The sequence below is a fragment of the Enterococcus sp. DIV1639a genome (assembly GCF_050530445.1).
GTDB classification, from domain to species: Bacteria; Bacillota; Bacilli; order Lactobacillales; family Enterococcaceae; genus Enterococcus_B; species Enterococcus_B hirae.
In genome coordinates this window covers 1,055,551-1,070,948 of sequence record NZ_CP172886.1, presented here as the reverse complement: position 1 = coordinate 1,070,948, position 15,398 = coordinate 1,055,551, and the positions used below count along the sequence as shown (strand labels likewise).

Genomic DNA, 15,398 nt, shown 5'->3' with positions numbered 1-15,398 from the left:
CTCTCAAGGTTATCGTTCTTTCTCTATTATAGAAAAAAAAAACAAAAAATGCGACTAGATGTTTCCTTTTTGATCTTTTCTAAAAAATGAAGAAAACAAACGCAGAATCAATGGCTGTTTTCTAAATATTTTTCCCACACCTCATCAAATATATCCATAGATGACAAATAATCCACATTCAATTCTAGATAATCGGAAATTTCTTCATAACTCGTACTATGTTTAGGAAACTGGATATCTTTCCCTGCTTCTGTGGCGAAAACAGATTGTTGATCTGCTTGTTTACCGCCACGAAGAGTCATTAAATAATGATAGAAGCTTTGATTCACATTCTTTCCTCCCAGTTTTCTTTGACGAAAGCCGCTCTTCTTGCATGGTTTCGCTCAAAATTTTCAGGATTTTTTTTATAATAATCTTGATGCTCTGGCTCAGCCAAATAAAATGGTTGTGCTTTTTCAATCGTGGTCACGATCGGTTTTGTAAACCGACCACTAGCCGCTAATCGATTTTTACTTTCTTCCGCGATTCTCTTCTGTTCATTTGTCGTAAAGTAAATAACCGGCCGATAATTCTCGCCACGATCTTCAAATTGTCCAAATGCATCCGTTGGATCGGTTTGCTGCCAATAAATTTCCACTAATTCTTGATATGATATTTTCTCTGGATCGTAGATGATCTCTACCGCTTCTGTATGACCAGTCGTTTTAGATTTGACTTGTTCATAGGTTGGAGATGGCACATGTCCACCTGTATAGCCAGACATGATCGTATGAATCCCTGGTAGCGTATCAAAGGGCTGAATCATACACCAAAAGCATCCTCCAGCAAAAATTGCTCTTTCCATCCTTCTCTCTCCCATCAATGACCCACTGTTTGCTTCGTTACACTCGTGTCGGTGGTATCAGTATTCTTTGTCGTTTTATTGCTCGTTGTCTTTTCACCAGTTTCTTTAGGTAGATATAGACTAAAACGAATGTCATCATTCACTAAATCAATTTTATCTGCTTTGATGTACATACCATTTTGCATACGGAAGCGATCTAAACGTAGCATGATCGTCAAATCATCCGTATTGATTTCAATCCAATCAGGCAACTTATAATTTCGCTTGATCATATTCATGATATCTTTGATCGGTAGACTCAATGTGCCGATCGAAAGACTTTTCGCTTTTAATTGGACATTTCCATTTTCCATCACATATGGATCAAAGTACAGATAAAAGTTGATTGGAAATCCTAATACTTCAAACGTACCATTCAACATCGCTTCATTTTCAAGATAAAATTTATATTGAATACCTTGGTCTTTTTGATAATCTGTCAAGAAAAAACTGATCATTTGATTGACCTTTTCTTTATTGGTGTTGATGGTCAAGACTGGATCTCCTTGTCTTTGGGTGATCGCTGGCACCTTAGCAAAATCCGGTTCTCGATTCGCAAAAATCCGAGTACCTAAAAAGATGCTTGATCCAAAAACAACTCCTAAAAGGATCAAAAAAGCCCATTTCCAATAATTTTTCTTTTGAATTTCAGTATTCGTTTGTGTCGAAACCTTTTTTGAGCGTTTTTCCATTATTTCTGATCCTCCCTTGGCAACCATTGGTCTTGCGTTTCAATTAATTCATCTCGTACAGCATTGGCCATCAATTGATAGCCTAAGTTATTAGGATGAAAATGATCTTCTTCATACAATACATTATTTTTGCTATTTGACGTACTTTCGCTAGTACTTGACTGATTCGTTCCTTCTTCAGTTACGCCAACTTTTTGGTTTAACCCTTGATATAGTAAATCATTGATTGGGATAAAATAGCAGTTGTCCGCATTTTTGACAACAGACTCAGTCCCAGCATTCCAGTTGTTCACAATCGTCTGCATGTCTTTAATCTCAGGGAAATTCAAATAGAATGGATTATAAATACCTAAGATGTAAACCGGTGCGTGACCATTTAACTTCCTAATTTCTTCGATCAGTTGTTCAACATTTTTCTGATACTTTTGTAATGGTCGCTTAAATGATTGGATACTGATCCCAAATAGATCGTTTTGAATCACTTTCATTAAGTCATTTCCGCCCACTGTCAAAGTGATAAAGTCAGCTGATTTAATGTTTGTTTGAATCTCTGAATTTTTCTTGAGCCGTTTTAAAATTTGATCGCTCCGTTCACCGTTTACCCCATAGTTTTCAATTTCAACAGCAGTCAGATCATAGCGATCTTTTAAATCGTTGGCTACTAATGGAACAAAACCACCTTGTTTCGTTTGATCTCCTATTCCTTCAGTTAACGAATCGCCGATAGCTACATAATGGATTTTTTCTTTTTGATCCGTCTTTTGACTAACTGTCGCTGCTGGTTTTAATAGCGGTTTAGCTTTTGGAATCGATAAAGATAGTCCTAAATATACAAATATAGCGATAAGTAATGGGAACAAAACGAGCAATAGTTGTCGTTTTGTTAATTTCATATCATTCACCTCATATTATTCGATTGTTTCTTATGTTATCAAAAATTAAAATAAAAAGGTAGTGTTTCTGAAAAAAATAAGAATTATTATAAAGAAAAAAAGGATAAAATCAATGGCTAACTGACCAATGATTTATCCTCTTGATTTAGTCAACGTAATACATGATTGCAAAGGCGTTTTTCCCCGTATGTGTTGCAATAACTGGATTCGTGTGTAGAACAGGAATCGTCATATCAGGAAATAATTCTTGTAGTCCTTCTTTAAATTCTTGAGCAAGCTCTTGAGCATCTGCATGAGAGATCCCAATTTGACGAACATTTGGTAGTTCTTTTAATTCTTTCTTCAAATTATTGAACCATTTGTCAAAAGTTTTCTTTCCTCGACCCTTAGCAACTGGGATCAACTCTCCATGAGTGAAATTCATCACAGCACGTATGTTCAATACACTTGACAATAAACCAGTTGCTCGGCTAATGCGCCCACCTTTGACTAAGTTATCTAATGTAGAGATCCCAATATATAATTTTGTATTTTCTTGTACTTTTTTGATTTCTTCAAGAATCTCATCAGCACTTTTTCCTGCTTGTGCAAGTTCAGCAGCACGGATCACTTGGAAGGACAGCCCCTGATCGGTTGTATCACTATCGATGACAGTCACTTTCGTTTTAGTCAGATTGCTTGCCTGACGGGCCGCTTCAACCGTTCCACTCAAACCTTTAGTCATATGGATCGAGATAACTTCACTGCCATCTTCGCCAAGTTGATCATAGGTTGAAATAAATTCACCGATTGGCGGTTGACTCGTTTTTGGTAATGATTTAGCTTGAGCCATCATATCCATGAATTTTTCTCCACCTAATTGATCATCATCAGGATAGACCACGCCATCGATCATGATAGCTAGCGGCATCACCTGGATATTTAAGTTATCTCGCACACTTTTTTCCATTGTACAAGAAGAATCTGTTACGATTTTTACATTTGTCATACTATCTCACTCTTCCTTTAACAAGATGCCTTTTGGTTTACAACAAGTACTAATAAAGGCAATTTCTTTTTTAAGTATAACAGACAACAGACGTTTTTTCATTAAATACCTCTACGAACGATTCCGTTTTCATCCAAAGATGTGGTATTGATCATTTCAACTTTATTAAAAAAGATATTTCCCAAAATGTGCTAAACAAGCTTTCAGGAAATACCTTTTTTCATTGGTTATTTATTTTCTTTTTCGTTGATATGTTTCAAATTGATGGGCATAAGGATTTTTTTCGTCCATCTCCCCTTGGCTGATATTGATTAATGACCATTGATCCCAATCAACTTCTGGAAAATAAGTATCCCCTGTAAAAGAATGATGGATGACTGTGCGATACAGCACCGAACAAAAAGGAAGAAATTCTTTATAAATAGCTGATCCTCCCGCAACGAACAAAATGCCATCGTTTTCCTTTGCGTAGTCCAATACTTCTTCAATCTCGTGCATAACCATGACATTGTCAGCTTGGTAATCACGATCTCTTGTCATCACGATTGTTTGACGGTTAGGCAACGGACGACTTCCCATACCTTCAAATGTTTTTCTTCCCATAACTAAAGTGTTTGCTTCAGTCATTTGTTTAAAAAACTTCAGATCATTGGGTAATCGCCAAGGCAGTTGGTCTTCTTTACCGATCAACCCATTTTCATCTTGTGCCCAGATAGCAGCTAACATTTCATCATCCTTTCTGTGTTCATACTGCGATTGGCGCTTTGATTGCTGGATGAGGTTCATAGCCTTCAACATTGATATCATCCATTTCAAAGTCAAACACAGATTTTTTTTCTGTATTTAAAACTAATTTAGGAAACGCACGCATTTCTCTTGAAAGTTGTTCTTTCATTTGTTCCACATGATTTGAATAGAGATGAGCATCACCTAAAGTATGGATAAATTCACCAACTTCTAATCCAGTTTCATGCGCAATCAGATGGGTTAACAAAGCATAACTGGCAATATTGAAAGGCACACCTAGAAATACATCACCACTCCGTTGATACAATTGACAACTTAAACGACCATCATGAACATAAAATTGAAACATCGTGTGGCAAGGCGGTAACGCCATACTAGGAACATCTTCTGGATTCCAAGCAGACACGATCAAACGTCTTGAATCAGGTGTTTTTTTGATTGCTTCGACCACTTCCTTGATTTGATCGATAAACCCACCATCTTTCGTTTCCCAATGGCGCCACTGGTACCCATAGATGTGACCTAAATCGCCATATTTTTCAGCAAATGCGTCATCAGTTAAAATTCTTTCACAAAATAGCTGACTTTGTTCTTGATATTGTTTATTAAACTCAGGATCAGAGATGCTTCGATGGCCAAAATCAGTCATATCTGGCCCATGGTATTCATCACTTTTGATATATCGTTCAAACGCCCATTCATCCCAGATATGATTGTTATTTTGTAAAAGATAACGGATATTCGTATCCCCTTTTAAAAACCATAACAATTCACTCTTAATCAACCCAAATGGAACCCGTTTCGTTGTTAATAATGGAAATCCTTTTTGTAGGTCGAAACGCATTTGATAGCCAAAAATGCTGCGTGTACCGGTACCTGTTCGGTCGCCTTTTTCATGTCCTTCTTCTAGTAGTTTCCTGCCTAAATCAAGATATGCTTGCTCCATTTTTTTCCTCCTAGTCTTCTACCCATTCGCTTAAGTATTCCCAATGAGCCATTTTCTCATCTAATTTGCTTTCTGCTTGTGAAACGTTTGCTTGTAATTCTTGTAAACGAGTAAAGTTATCTCCTTGATGATTCATTTCTTCTTGCAGCTCTGAAATCTGTTCTTCTAGTTCAGCAATTTCATCTTCGATCGTTTCCCATTCTTTTTGCTCTAAATAAGAAAGTTTCTTTTTTGTTTCCTTTTTAACGTCAGCAGCCGGCTTCGTTGGTTCATTCATTTTTTCTTTACCTAAAGGCGCTGTATCTTTTTGTGTCAATAAATAACTCGACATATTCCCATAATATAATTCTTGCTTAGCATTTCCTTGAAAAACTAATAATTTTTCTGCTACTTTGTCTAAGAAATAACGGTCATGTGATACAGTAATCACGGCACCTGGGAAACTCTTGAAATAATCTTCTAAAATGGTCAGTGTGGCGATATCTAAATCATTCGTTGGTTCATCCAAGAGTAAAACATTAGGTTGTTGGATCAGCAATTTCAATAGATATAGTCGACGTTTTTCGCCACCAGATAATTTTTTGATCAATGTGCCATGCATAAATCGAGGAAATAAAAATCTTTCCAATAATTCAGCCACACCAATTTGCATACCTTCTGCCGTTTGAGCTTCTTCAGCTGCTTCTTGCAAATAAGCAATCATACGTTTTTCGGGATTCATCTCTTCATTTTCTTGTGTATAGTAGGCGATACGAACAGTCTCACCAACCGTAAACGTACCATTATCTAAAGGAATACGTCCCGCTAAAATGTTCAGTAAGGTTGATTTACCGGCACCATTTTTCCCAGTGATCCCTAAACGTTCTCGTGATTGAATCAACAAATCTAAATGGTTGATCAGCAGTTTCCCTTCAATAGCATATGTTCCATCTTTGATCTCTAATACTTTTTTTCCTAAACGTTTCGTTGCGATATTCAATTCGAGGTCTGCTTCATGATTGACTTGATACAAGTTTTCTTTAAGATCCTCAAAACGATTGATGCGTGCTTGTTGCTTCGTTCCGCGTGCTTGAACTCCAGCTCTCATCCAGGCTAATTCTTGTTTGTACAGGCGCTTTCGTTTTTCTTCTTGTTCCACTTCCACACGATCTCTTTCAGCTTTTTCTAAAATATAAGCTTCATAATTCCCTCGATACTCGTGTAGTTGTCCAAATGATAGTTCAAAAATGCGATTCGTCACTCGATCCAAGAAATAACGATCATGGGTGACCATTAATAACGATCCACGATACTGTTTTAAGTAATTTTCTAACCATTCAATCGCTTCATAATCCAAGTGGTTCGTGGGTTCATCTAATAATAATAAATCAGGCTCATCGATTAGGACTTGTGCTAAACTTACACGTTTTTTTTGTCCACCTGACAGTGCGCCAATCTTTTTGTCTAATTCACTGATGCCTAATTTTTGTAAGATAATCTTAGCATTTGTATCTGTGGTCCAAGCATCTTCTTTGTTCATTTGTTCTTCTGCCTTGGCATAACGTCTCTGAACGCTCTCGTCCTCGCCATTCTCAGCTAATACAAGCAAAGCTTCCTCATATTCTCTCACGGTACGGATTAATGGACTATTTCCTTGAAAAACCGCTTGAAGTACAGTCAATTCATCAGAAAATTCGGTTGTCTGTGACAAATATCCAATTCGATAATCATTCGGATAAAAAACTGTTGGTCGATCTCCATCCCCACTGTCGATACCTGCTAAAATATTTAATAAACTTGTTTTTCCAGTTCCATTAGTTCCAATCAAACCGATTCGGTCTTTTTCGTGGATCAAAAAAGAAATCTGGTTAAATAGTTCTTTTTCACCATACGTTTTATTGAGGTCAGTTACTTTTAATTCTTTCAATCCATTCCCTCCTCATCTTGGTTATTGTATCATAAAACAATTTAATTACGGATATTTTTTCTATTATCATCTTAGACAAAATAAAGGGGAAAATAAGATAGTGTTGATTTTTTCATGAGATTGGGACAATAGTTAGAAAAAATCTGATTATTGCCTCATTTTTTAAGGTACGCAAAACACACACAACCTTGTATGATTAAAGTGCCTAAATTTATTTTTTATAGTGATAGTCTGATGGACAGTCATTGAATTATGTCATTAAATTAAGAATAGACGTTAAGAACGATGCTTTTATTAGTTTACAACGATTAGAAAGGTGAAGAAAATCTTGAAAAATAACTGTCATTTATCCTATTGATTTTATAATGTGGAAGTCCAACATAGTATACTTTACTTGATTTTTCGAGACTAGAAGAAATATCTTCTTTACATTAATAGAAAAATATATTACAATTTTTTCGAATATCGGAGGATCCTAAGGGATTGGATAAGATTACTCTTATCCAATCCCTTTTTTGTCTTCTGATATCTAATTTTTCTTAAGGAGGTACGAAATGGAGAAGAACTGGTTTTACGTTATCTTCGGAGGTTTTTTAGAAATTTTTTGGGTACTTTGTTTAAAAAAATCAGAGAATTTCCATCATTTTTTCTATTCCATTTTGACGATTTTGCTCGTTGTTATTAGCTTTTATTTATTTGCTAAAGGTATGGAAAGCTTACCTACTGGAGCAGCATATACAGTGTTTACTGGAATAGGTGCAGTCGGAACAATCATTTTTGGTATTTTATTTCTGAAAGAAAGTGTATCTGTGCAAAAAATATTGTTTTCTGCATTATTAGTTATAGGAATTTTGGGTCTAAAAATCACAACAAAGGAGGAATAATCTGTGGATATACTTTATCTTATACTAGCAGGAATAGCAGAGATCATAATGGTCTTTTCTCTTAAAAATTCACACGGATTTAAAAAAATAAATTGGAGTATTATAACTATTATTTCTGCAGCCTCTAGTTTACTACTTTTATCACATTCAATGAATACATTAGAAGCTGGGGTTAGCTATAGTATTTGGGTAGCTTTTGGTTCCATTGGTTCAATGATCCTTGGAGTATTTTTATTTAAAGAAAAAATGAACTGGCTACAATTTACTTCCATGATTATTATTTTATTTTCTGTGATTGGCCTAAAACTAGTTAGCTAATTAAATTGAAGAATCTATTGTCATTTGTGAGACTGGGACAAAACTTGTCTCAGTCTCTTCTACTATCACTAAAGCTGTTTTGCTAATTGAAAGCCATTTTCTTTTAAATACGCTTCAAATGCTTCTTATGTGATTTGAGTTTCATTCGGATCAAGCTTGGCACAAAACTCTCCGTTTTAAGCGATTATCTGGGCTTTTCCTTCAAAGTAAGGTTTTTCTTGATGTTCCTGATCTTTTCTTGCAATTGGTAAATCATAGATGTTGTTGGGGTTTGGACTCTACCTAAGGACAAACTTACTGGTATACCTTTTTGCTGCAAGAGTAAACTATACCATGGGTTATCATTCATACCATCAATGAATCAACGTGAAATAACAAAAAATCTGAGACAGAATGAGGTTCATTCTGACCCAGATTTGATCACGCTGAGCACTTACTCAACTTTTTTAGCCGGAAGCGAACGTTTTCTTGCCCGCAATGCGAATTTAAATGAAAAATCATCAACTGGCTTATTCATAGTATAGGATTCCAGTAAATTAATATTTTTCCGATAACTATTAGCAGAAAAAGTCGTGATCTTCTCAGCTTCTTCATACTCATCAACGATTTTGCGCTCTAAGTAATAGCCACGTAACATTTTTTTAGAATAAAGACTGTCTTGTTGGATCATCCAAGAGGAGATCAAATTTCCTGAAGCCATTTTGATGCCTTCCATTTTTCGTTGTTGGATGAAAAAGTTGACCATTGTTTCATCATAAACATCGGTTAGGTTTTCTAAACTCTCAATGATCAATTGTGTGTTTTTTTGATAGGTTTCCCGAATTTCTTGAATATCTTTTTCGGAAATCAGTGTCTTTCGATCTGATTTTTGTCGTTGCCAGAACATTTTGGGATGTAAGATGATTCGAATCAACCGTCGAACAAAAATAAACCAGAAGCCGACAAACGATAGTACCTGACTAGTAATAGAGTGTTCAAAATTAGCAAGAAATCGTGAATAAAAACGATAGCCATTTGAGGAAAGCTTACCAGAACGATAACTTTTATCTAACCCATCACGTTCGATGGATAAAATCAATGCTTGAATTTCTTGTACTTCTTGCTTTTCATCATCAGAAAGATCTTTTAAATAAAGATCACGGATACGCTCTTGATAGTTTTCGATCACTGCTTCAGTTGCTAAATATTCTTTTGAATCTTTATCTAACGTTTTGATTTCAGATTTCAATACTTCAATGACTTCTTCTAGGATCATTAAAGCATTCAAATCTGTTTTCACTACCTCTTCCGTTTCTGTCAACAGGGGTAAAACCACGATTCCTACGATCAGTGTTACCAAAATAACTCCTGCCGTCAAAAATAATAATAAAGAGCGCTGATAAAAAATCATTTGGTTAATCGTAAAAGGTAAGATGAAAATCGTTGCTAAACTAACCGTTCCTTTCACACCACCAAAAGTTAAAATCAAAATCTCATTCAATTGTTCCTTGAATTCTTTTCCTTTATATTTAAATAAATAAAAAAGACTGATCGAAACAAAGCGAATCATAAATAAGATCATTGAGATCAACAAAATCGTGATTAACAGCAACCAGTTTGAATAAAGCCCATCTCCCCAAACTGGAGAAAATACTTGAGTTAATTCAATTCCTAAAAAGATAAAAACTAACGCATTCAGCGTAAATGTGATTGTTGTCCATGTACTATCGGACAAACTTGATAACTCCGCATCAAACACCGAGATTTTTCTAAATCCCGAAGCTTGCAATACCCCAGCTACTACTGCGGCAATAATCCCTGAAACATCAAATACTTCTGCTAAAACATACGCTAAAAACGGTAATAGCAATTCAATTAACAAGTAACCTGTCACATCTCTGGCAGAAGCCTTCTCAATCAGATTAATCACTTTTCGTTTGACCCAGACAAGTAAAAAGCCAACGACGGCTCCTCCTATACTAGAAAACACAAGTGTAAATCCTGCGTTGACTGCAGAAAAAGAGCCCGTGATCAATGCAGCTAATGCAAATTGAAAGGCGGTAACACCTGAAGCATCATTTAATAATCCTTCGCCTTCTAAAATATGCATCGCTTTATTTGGGATATTCACCCGTCCAGAGAGCGAGCTGACAGCGACAGCATCGGTTGGTCCAAGAGCCGCTCCAAAAGCAAAACAAGCAGCTAATGGCACGCTGGGTAATAAAAACGACAGCGTAAAACCAACCCCGACTAATGTCAGGATTACCCCTCCAAAAGCCAGAAATAAAATCGTATCAAAGTTTTTCAGGATCGAGGATACATCGGCTTTTTCTCCTTCACGAAAAAGCAACGGCGCAATGATCATCACTAGAAAGAGTTCTGGTTCAAAGTTGATCGATTGGCCCCATTCTGTTAAGCCTAAGATGATACCAAGAAATATTTGGATCAGTGGAGCTGGGATCATAGGTAAAATGCGGCTAGCTATATTAGATAAGGTGATCGTTACAGCAAATACGATCACTAACTCAGCAAATTCCATGGTCCGTCCCCTTTATTTTTTATTTTGAGCGAGTACCTTTAGAAATTGTTCTTTTTTCTTCAATATTTTGTTTTCTACCACTTCTGCTTGTACATTGTTTCCTTCTAATTCACACTGTACTCGCTTTGATTCTAAACGTAGCAAATCATGTTTCAATCGCTCAAGCTGACGATACATGATGATATTTTTCTTTCGCAGCTTACAAAGGATTTGCCGACGATCTTCCATTGAAAACGCACCATAACGATCATGCAACAGTTTCTTTTGTTCTTCAAAGCTCTTCCTCATTTTTAAGATCTCCTAAATGCAAACTTGATCTTCATGAAACACTGAACGTTAAAAGGAAAAGGATTCTCCTTCATTAGACAAGTTCAGCTGGATTCGAAGAATAAGTTTGCTTGAATTTCAGAAACTCATTCTATTCCAAATGGAAGAAAATATCAAGTGCGGAAAACACACCAAAAAAGGAGCTGGGAAACCATTTCCGCTCCTTTCTCAGCTATCCATTAAACTTTGGTTTTATTCAAAAAACTCGCCATAGATATCTTCAACACGTTGATCCGGATTGATCACGATGTATAAATTACCTGTTTTTTCACTGATTTTAGTTGATTGGTATTGATTATCCAATCCTTCTGTTCCTTTATCAAGATAAGGGAAATAAACTAGGTCAGGTGTACCATTGCGATAAAGAATCTCCATCCGTTCAATATCTTCATATTTTAATGCACGGTTGAACATGCCCATCTCTAATCCACCTAAGTTGATGTCGTGAGTTGCTACGGAATCACCTTCGTGAAAAATTTCGATCTTAAATCCAGCACAAGGATGGATTTCCATAAATTCACTACCATTGATTCGTCCAAAACTCGTTGTTATTTGTTTAATCCACAAATCACCAATATGGCGACGATTGATCGTCCACGTTTCGCCGTTTCGGAAATAAAATTTTAGCGCTGTCATTTCTTTACTCATAAAAAAATCCCCTTTTGACGTCATTTATTCTGGTTCCCTTTTAGTTTAGCACACATCCCACGTGAAGGTCACATCTAAAGTTTTTTCAAAGATGTGAAACTTTAGAAGCGTTCCACTATTGACAAAAAAATCCGGAAGCAACTCCCCAGCAATAAGCGAGGATTTTCTAAATAGGAGAAATTTTTAAATTCCTCACTTATTACTCAGAGCTGATTGCTTCTTTCAGAATCTCTATTAAAGCGCGACTTCGACATTCATCGAAATCTATAAATGGTTATTTTGCTGGAGATAATCAAAAAGGGCACTTGCTTCATTTGCTAAATTTCCCTCTACCACTGCTCTTTCTGCAGCTTGAAGTGCATCACTGACCCATTTCCCTGGTTTCTTGTCACTCACACTAAGAAGTTTCTTCCCATCAATTGCTAACTCTCGCATGGATGTAATCGGTAATTGATCATAGCGCTTTGCTACTTGTTCTAGTTGAGGTGTTTCACCAAAATAAATCATGAGTTCTTCTGTCTTCAAAGCGTTCTCTTTTCCCAAACAATAGAGTACCATTGGTTCCAACATCTGTCTTTTACGTTGAATCAATCCATGAACGATCATTTGAACTTCTCGAATCATTTGGTTGGAACATTTCCATTCCTTTAAGAAAGGACGGATCTCACTTTCTTGAAGTCCTAACTGATCGATCAGCAATGCCCACGCCTGACTTTCAGTTTGCAATGGTTCATCTGGTAAATCGGCAAAACGTAACAAGGCTTCACCATAGTCTCTTAAACCTGGACAATAAATATAACATTGCGTCTCAACGAATGTTCTCAATCCTGTAGAACGCTCTTTCCCTAATAACATTTTGATGAATTCCACATTAATCCGTTCGACTGAAATTTTTCCTAATAATGAATGGTTGGCCTGAATGGCCGCAGCCGTCTCTTGCTCGAGTGTAAACCCAATTTGACTAACAAATCGAATCCCACGCATCATACGCAAAGCATCTTCATGAAACCGTTCCTGTGGATCGCCTACTGCTCGAAGGATCTGGTTTTCTAAATCAGCTAACCCGTCAAATAAATCAATGATTTGACCATCTTCTTTTAATGCAAATGCATTGATCGTAAAATCACGTCTTTTTAGATCCTCTTCAAGTGAACGGACAAATTCGACATGATCTGGACGGCGATAATCTTGATAGGTCGATTCTGTCCGAAAGGTCGTGATTTCATATTGTTCCTCTTCAGCCAAGACTAAAACGGTGCCATGTTCAATGCCGATATCAATGGTTTTCGGAAAAAGTTGTTTGATTTCTTCTGGGAATGCACTTGTTGCGATATCTACATCATGGATGGGTTGATCCAACAAGATATCTCTGACGCTTCCCCCGACAAAATAAGCTTCAAAACCTGCTTGCTCCAATTTATTCAAGACAGGAATCGCTTTTTGGTATTCTCTTGGTAATTGTTTTAGTTTCATTGTTTTCCCTCTTCCAACTTGATGGCTTACGCTTTTTTATCATCCTTATTTGCTTCTTTTCTTTCAAAGCGATTGTGATCTCTGCGATTAAATTTTTCCATATTTTTTTCAAATACATCCGTTAAATCGATTTCCAGGGAATTTGCCATGATCATAGTGACAAATAAAACATCACCTAATTCTTCTGCTACAGAATTGTTGGGCTCCGTTTCTTTCTTCGCTTTTTCACCGTATGTATGATTGACTTCTCGAGCCAGCTCCCCGACTTCTTCTGTTAAGCGTGCCATTTGAGCTAATGGAGAAAAATAGCCTACTTTAAACTGTTGGATATAGTCATCTACTTCCTGTTGCATACTTCTTAAAGAACGTTCTTTTGTCATTTCTTCTCCACCTTTCCTATTTATCTTACCAAAAACTACGTCCAAATCCTAGGCAAGAGCGATTGAGAAAATAAAGATTACGTGCTACATTGAGTAATGTGATGTAAAAAGAATGAAATATTGCGAAAATATTAGTCGGTTTATCGAAGGAGTGGTTTGATGATCTCAATGAAAACAGTTAAAGAAGTCGTAATGATTATGGTTGGTACAAGTATTTATGCGTTTGGACTCGTTTATTTAAATATTGCGAATCATTTAGCAGAAGGTGGCGTTTCAGGGATCACTTTGATCTTACGCGCACTTTTTGGGATTGATCCTGCCTACTCTACGCTATTGATCAATATACCTTTGATTTTGATTGGTGGAAAAATTTTAGGAAAACGTTCACTCGCTTATACCGTCTTAGGAACAGTTTCGTTGTCTGCATTTTTATGGATTTGGCAACGTGTTCCTTTACAAATCAATCTTCAACATGACTTACTGATCGTCTCATTATTGGCTGGCTTAATTGCCGGAACTGGAAGTGGTCTGGTCTATCGGATGGGTGGAACTACCGGTGGAAGTGATATCATTGCTCGTATATTAGAAAAGAATTATGGGATCTCAATGGGTCGATCTTTACTGGTATTAGATGTTATCGTTTTGTTGGCTTCATTGACTTATATTGACTTGAAACGCATGATGTATACGTTAATTGTTTCTTATGTTTTCAGCCGTGTCATTGATTCAATCTTAGATGGCGGTTACTCAGCAAAAGGGATTTTAGTCGTCTCAAACAAAAATGAAGAAATTGCCCCACTGTTGATGACTGGATTAGAACGTGGCGTTACTTTTTTAAGTGGTGAAGGTGGGTTTTCTGGTCATTCTAAAAAAATTATCTATATGGTAGTTAGTTCGAGTGAATTGAATGAAGTGAAACGAATCGTCCATGAAATCGATGAAAAAGCCTTTCTATCGATTATCAATGTCCATGAGGTCGAAGGAGAAGGATTCACTTATCTTAAACCACAGACTAAGTTATTTAAGCGAATATAGCTCTCTCCTAGTTCTACTCGTTTTTCTGGAGTGAGTTTCATCTTTCTTTTTGGCATACAAAATCCCCCTATACAGGACTTTTATATTTCAGTGTCCTATATAGGGGGAGCATATCAACTTTCCTCAGTCTCTTTTAGTATCTTTAAAAACGAATAAACGGTTAAATAAAAGTATCCTTAGTTAGGATTCTTTCCTGCATGTTCGCCTTTTACTTGGTTCTTGCTTAATATTTCACGATTAACTTCATCGGACAATTCCAAGAAAGCATCTTTATCCCCTTTTTCAAGCGCTTGATCAATCTGTAAGTAAAGCATTTTGAGATGGGCTGCTTGTTCTTTCTCTTTGAGATATTGCTCGACTAGTTCAAGATCTTCTTCACTAATAGAGTCGTTCCAAGATGCAAAGGGGTTCTCTTCTAAAACCATTAAATACTCTTTCGTCTGCCAAGCATTTTCAAAAAGGCATTCTACATATAGCGGTCTTTTCCAATTTAATCGAATTTCATGAAAAATTTGATCAGTATCGGTAAACTCTTTCCCCTCGAGAAATAATTTCATTGGTTCTCCATCGAAAGAAAGGTCACTGATTTGTAATCCCCGATTTGCTTGATTCGCTCCTTCAACAAAATGAACATTACTTAAGATTGCTTCATGATTAGCCAAGTAATTCAAAATCCAAAAAACCTCTCTGCGACTAAATGAAACATGATTGACCATCCAAGTTAAGAAATTCTTTTTTTCCTTTACATCTATTAGCATTT

At 36.4% G+C, this 15,398-nt stretch carries 17 protein-coding genes and 1 pseudogene; 3 read left to right on the top strand and 15 right to left on the bottom strand.

All coding sequences use genetic code 11. The features are described 5' to 3' along the window. Positions 1 to 107: 107 nt before the first annotated feature. From IGJ32_RS04870 to IGJ32_RS04835, 8 genes are all read right to left on the bottom strand, one after another. Complete coding sequence (locus IGJ32_RS04870) at positions 108 to 329, bottom strand: YozE family protein (RefSeq protein WP_010719473.1); 222 nt, start codon at positions 327 to 329, stop codon at positions 108 to 110. Beyond that, the gene (gene msrA / locus IGJ32_RS04865; protein WP_010737371.1) at positions 326 to 844 is read right to left on the bottom strand and encodes a peptide-methionine (S)-S-oxide reductase MsrA; all 519 of its coding nucleotides are present in this window, start codon (positions 842 to 844) and stop codon (positions 326 to 328) included. The genes IGJ32_RS04870 and msrA overlap by 4 nt, the downstream gene beginning before the upstream one ends. 14 nt (positions 845 to 858) lie before the next feature. After that, positions 859 to 1,575, bottom strand: coding sequence for a YpmS family protein (locus tag IGJ32_RS04860; protein ID WP_081128701.1), 717 nt, complete (start codon positions 1,573 to 1,575; stop codon positions 859 to 861). Then, entirely contained in the window at positions 1,575 to 2,468 is an 894-nt protein-coding gene (locus tag IGJ32_RS04855; RefSeq protein ID WP_010719544.1) for an SGNH/GDSL hydrolase family protein, read from the bottom strand. Before IGJ32_RS04855 ends, IGJ32_RS04860 begins: the two co-directional genes overlap by 1 nt. 145 nt (positions 2,469 to 2,613) lie before the next feature. Next, positions 2,614 to 3,456 carry a DegV family protein gene (locus IGJ32_RS04850; protein WP_010719545.1) on the bottom strand — a complete coding sequence of 281 codons (843 nt, stop codon included), beginning with the start codon at positions 3,454 to 3,456 and terminating at the stop codon, positions 2,614 to 2,616. 231 nt (positions 3,457 to 3,687) lie between these two features. Beyond that, positions 3,688 to 4,182, bottom strand: coding sequence for a dihydrofolate reductase (locus tag IGJ32_RS04845; RefSeq protein ID WP_010719546.1), 495 nt, complete (start codon positions 4,180 to 4,182; stop codon positions 3,688 to 3,690). Positions 4,183 to 4,201: 19 nt separating this feature from the next. Continuing rightward, on the bottom strand, positions 4,202 to 5,149 hold the full coding sequence (locus tag IGJ32_RS04840) for a thymidylate synthase (protein WP_081128702.1): 948 nt from the start codon (positions 5,147 to 5,149) through the stop codon (positions 4,202 to 4,204). 10 nt (positions 5,150 to 5,159) lie between these two features. Next, positions 5,160 to 7,055 (bottom strand): ABC-F family ATP-binding cassette domain-containing protein, encoded by a 1,896-nt coding sequence (locus IGJ32_RS04835; protein ID WP_430610862.1) that lies wholly within the window; start codon positions 7,053 to 7,055, stop codon positions 5,160 to 5,162. Positions 7,056 to 7,609: 554 nt separating this feature from the next. On the opposite strand from IGJ32_RS04835, the gene IGJ32_RS04830 reads away from it, so the two are divergent. Continuing rightward, positions 7,610 to 7,939 carry a DMT family transporter gene (locus tag IGJ32_RS04830; protein ID WP_053766436.1) on the top strand — a complete coding sequence of 110 codons (330 nt, stop codon included), beginning with the start codon at positions 7,610 to 7,612 and terminating at the stop codon, positions 7,937 to 7,939. Positions 7,940 to 7,942: 3 nt separating this feature from the next. Next, positions 7,943 to 8,257, top strand: a complete 315-nt coding sequence (locus IGJ32_RS04825) for a DMT family transporter (protein ID WP_010719551.1) — start codon at positions 7,943 to 7,945, stop codon at positions 8,255 to 8,257. A 128-nt stretch (positions 8,258 to 8,385) separates the two neighbouring features. Here the strand turns inward: IGJ32_RS04825 and IGJ32_RS04820 are convergent. The 6 genes and pseudogenes from IGJ32_RS04820 to IGJ32_RS04795 form a co-directional block, all read right to left on the bottom strand. Next, positions 8,386 to 8,606 (bottom strand): annotated as a pseudogene (locus tag IGJ32_RS04820) (type IA DNA topoisomerase); the annotation flags it as partial. A gap of 84 nt (positions 8,607 to 8,690) precedes the next feature. Beyond that, entirely contained in the window at positions 8,691 to 10,775 is a 2,085-nt protein-coding gene (locus IGJ32_RS04815) for a cation:proton antiporter (RefSeq protein WP_010719552.1), read from the bottom strand. A 12-nt stretch (positions 10,776 to 10,787) separates the two neighbouring features. After that, on the bottom strand, positions 10,788 to 11,063 hold the full coding sequence (locus IGJ32_RS04810) for a hypothetical protein (protein WP_010719553.1): 276 nt from the start codon (positions 11,061 to 11,063) through the stop codon (positions 10,788 to 10,790). A gap of 231 nt (positions 11,064 to 11,294) precedes the next feature. Further along, positions 11,295 to 11,750, bottom strand: coding sequence for a hypothetical protein (locus tag IGJ32_RS04805; RefSeq protein ID WP_010751262.1), 456 nt, complete (start codon positions 11,748 to 11,750; stop codon positions 11,295 to 11,297). A gap of 264 nt (positions 11,751 to 12,014) precedes the next feature. Beyond that, positions 12,015 to 13,223, bottom strand: a complete 1,209-nt coding sequence (locus IGJ32_RS04800; protein WP_010719555.1) for a CCA tRNA nucleotidyltransferase — start codon at positions 13,221 to 13,223, stop codon at positions 12,015 to 12,017. 26 nt (positions 13,224 to 13,249) lie between these two features. Beyond that, positions 13,250 to 13,603: a nucleotide pyrophosphohydrolase gene (locus IGJ32_RS04795; protein WP_010719556.1), complete on the bottom strand. Its 354-nt coding sequence runs from the start codon at positions 13,601 to 13,603 to the stop codon at positions 13,250 to 13,252. A 159-nt stretch (positions 13,604 to 13,762) separates the two neighbouring features. Between IGJ32_RS04795 and IGJ32_RS04790 the strand changes: the two genes are divergently transcribed. Then, the gene (locus IGJ32_RS04790) at positions 13,763 to 14,638 is read left to right on the top strand and encodes a YitT family protein (protein WP_034700281.1); all 876 of its coding nucleotides are present in this window, start codon (positions 13,763 to 13,765) and stop codon (positions 14,636 to 14,638) included. Between the two features lie 176 nt (positions 14,639 to 14,814). Here the strand turns inward: IGJ32_RS04790 and IGJ32_RS04785 are convergent, their stop codons facing one another. Beyond that, entirely contained in the window at positions 14,815 to 15,396 is a 582-nt protein-coding gene (locus IGJ32_RS04785) for a ReoY family proteolytic degradation factor (RefSeq protein WP_010719559.1), read from the bottom strand. Positions 15,397 to 15,398: the final 2 nt, after the last annotated feature.

What these genes read in the sequence shown, in the direction of transcription:
- IGJ32_RS04800 (WP_010719555.1), bottom strand. Translation starts at nt 13,223, where the DNA reads ATGAAACTAAAACAATTACCAAGAGAATACCAAAAAGCGATTCCTGTC.
- IGJ32_RS04855 (WP_010719544.1), bottom strand. Translation starts at nt 2,468, where the DNA reads ATGAAATTAACAAAACGACAACTATTGCTCGTTTTGTTCCCATTACTT.
- IGJ32_RS04805 (WP_010751262.1), bottom strand. Translation starts at nt 11,750, where the DNA reads ATGAGTAAAGAAATGACAGCGCTAAAATTTTATTTCCGAAACGGCGAA.
- IGJ32_RS04790 (WP_034700281.1), top strand. Translation starts at nt 13,763, where the DNA reads ATGATCTCAATGAAAACAGTTAAAGAAGTCGTAATGATTATGGTTGGT.
- IGJ32_RS04845 (WP_010719546.1), bottom strand. Translation starts at nt 4,182, where the DNA reads ATGTTAGCTGCTATCTGGGCACAAGATGAAAATGGGTTGATCGGTAAA.
- IGJ32_RS04840 (WP_081128702.1), bottom strand. Translation starts at nt 5,149, where the DNA reads ATGGAGCAAGCATATCTTGATTTAGGCAGGAAACTACTAGAAGAAGGA.
- msrA (WP_010737371.1), bottom strand. Translation starts at nt 844, where the DNA reads ATGGAAAGAGCAATTTTTGCTGGAGGATGCTTTTGGTGTATGATTCAG.
- IGJ32_RS04785 (WP_010719559.1), bottom strand. Translation starts at nt 15,396, where the DNA reads ATGCTAATAGATGTAAAGGAAAAAAAGAATTTCTTAACTTGGATGGTC.
- IGJ32_RS04860 (WP_081128701.1), bottom strand. Translation starts at nt 1,575, where the DNA reads ATGGAAAAACGCTCAAAAAAGGTTTCGACACAAACGAATACTGAAATT.
- IGJ32_RS04815 (WP_010719552.1), bottom strand. Translation starts at nt 10,775, where the DNA reads ATGGAATTTGCTGAGTTAGTGATCGTATTTGCTGTAACGATCACCTTA.
- IGJ32_RS04810 (WP_010719553.1), bottom strand. Translation starts at nt 11,063, where the DNA reads ATGAGGAAGAGCTTTGAAGAACAAAAGAAACTGTTGCATGATCGTTAT.
- IGJ32_RS04795 (WP_010719556.1), bottom strand. Translation starts at nt 13,603, where the DNA reads ATGACAAAAGAACGTTCTTTAAGAAGTATGCAACAGGAAGTAGATGAC.
- IGJ32_RS04850 (WP_010719545.1), bottom strand. Translation starts at nt 3,456, where the DNA reads ATGACAAATGTAAAAATCGTAACAGATTCTTCTTGTACAATGGAAAAA.
- IGJ32_RS04830 (WP_053766436.1), top strand. Translation starts at nt 7,610, where the DNA reads ATGGAGAAGAACTGGTTTTACGTTATCTTCGGAGGTTTTTTAGAAATT.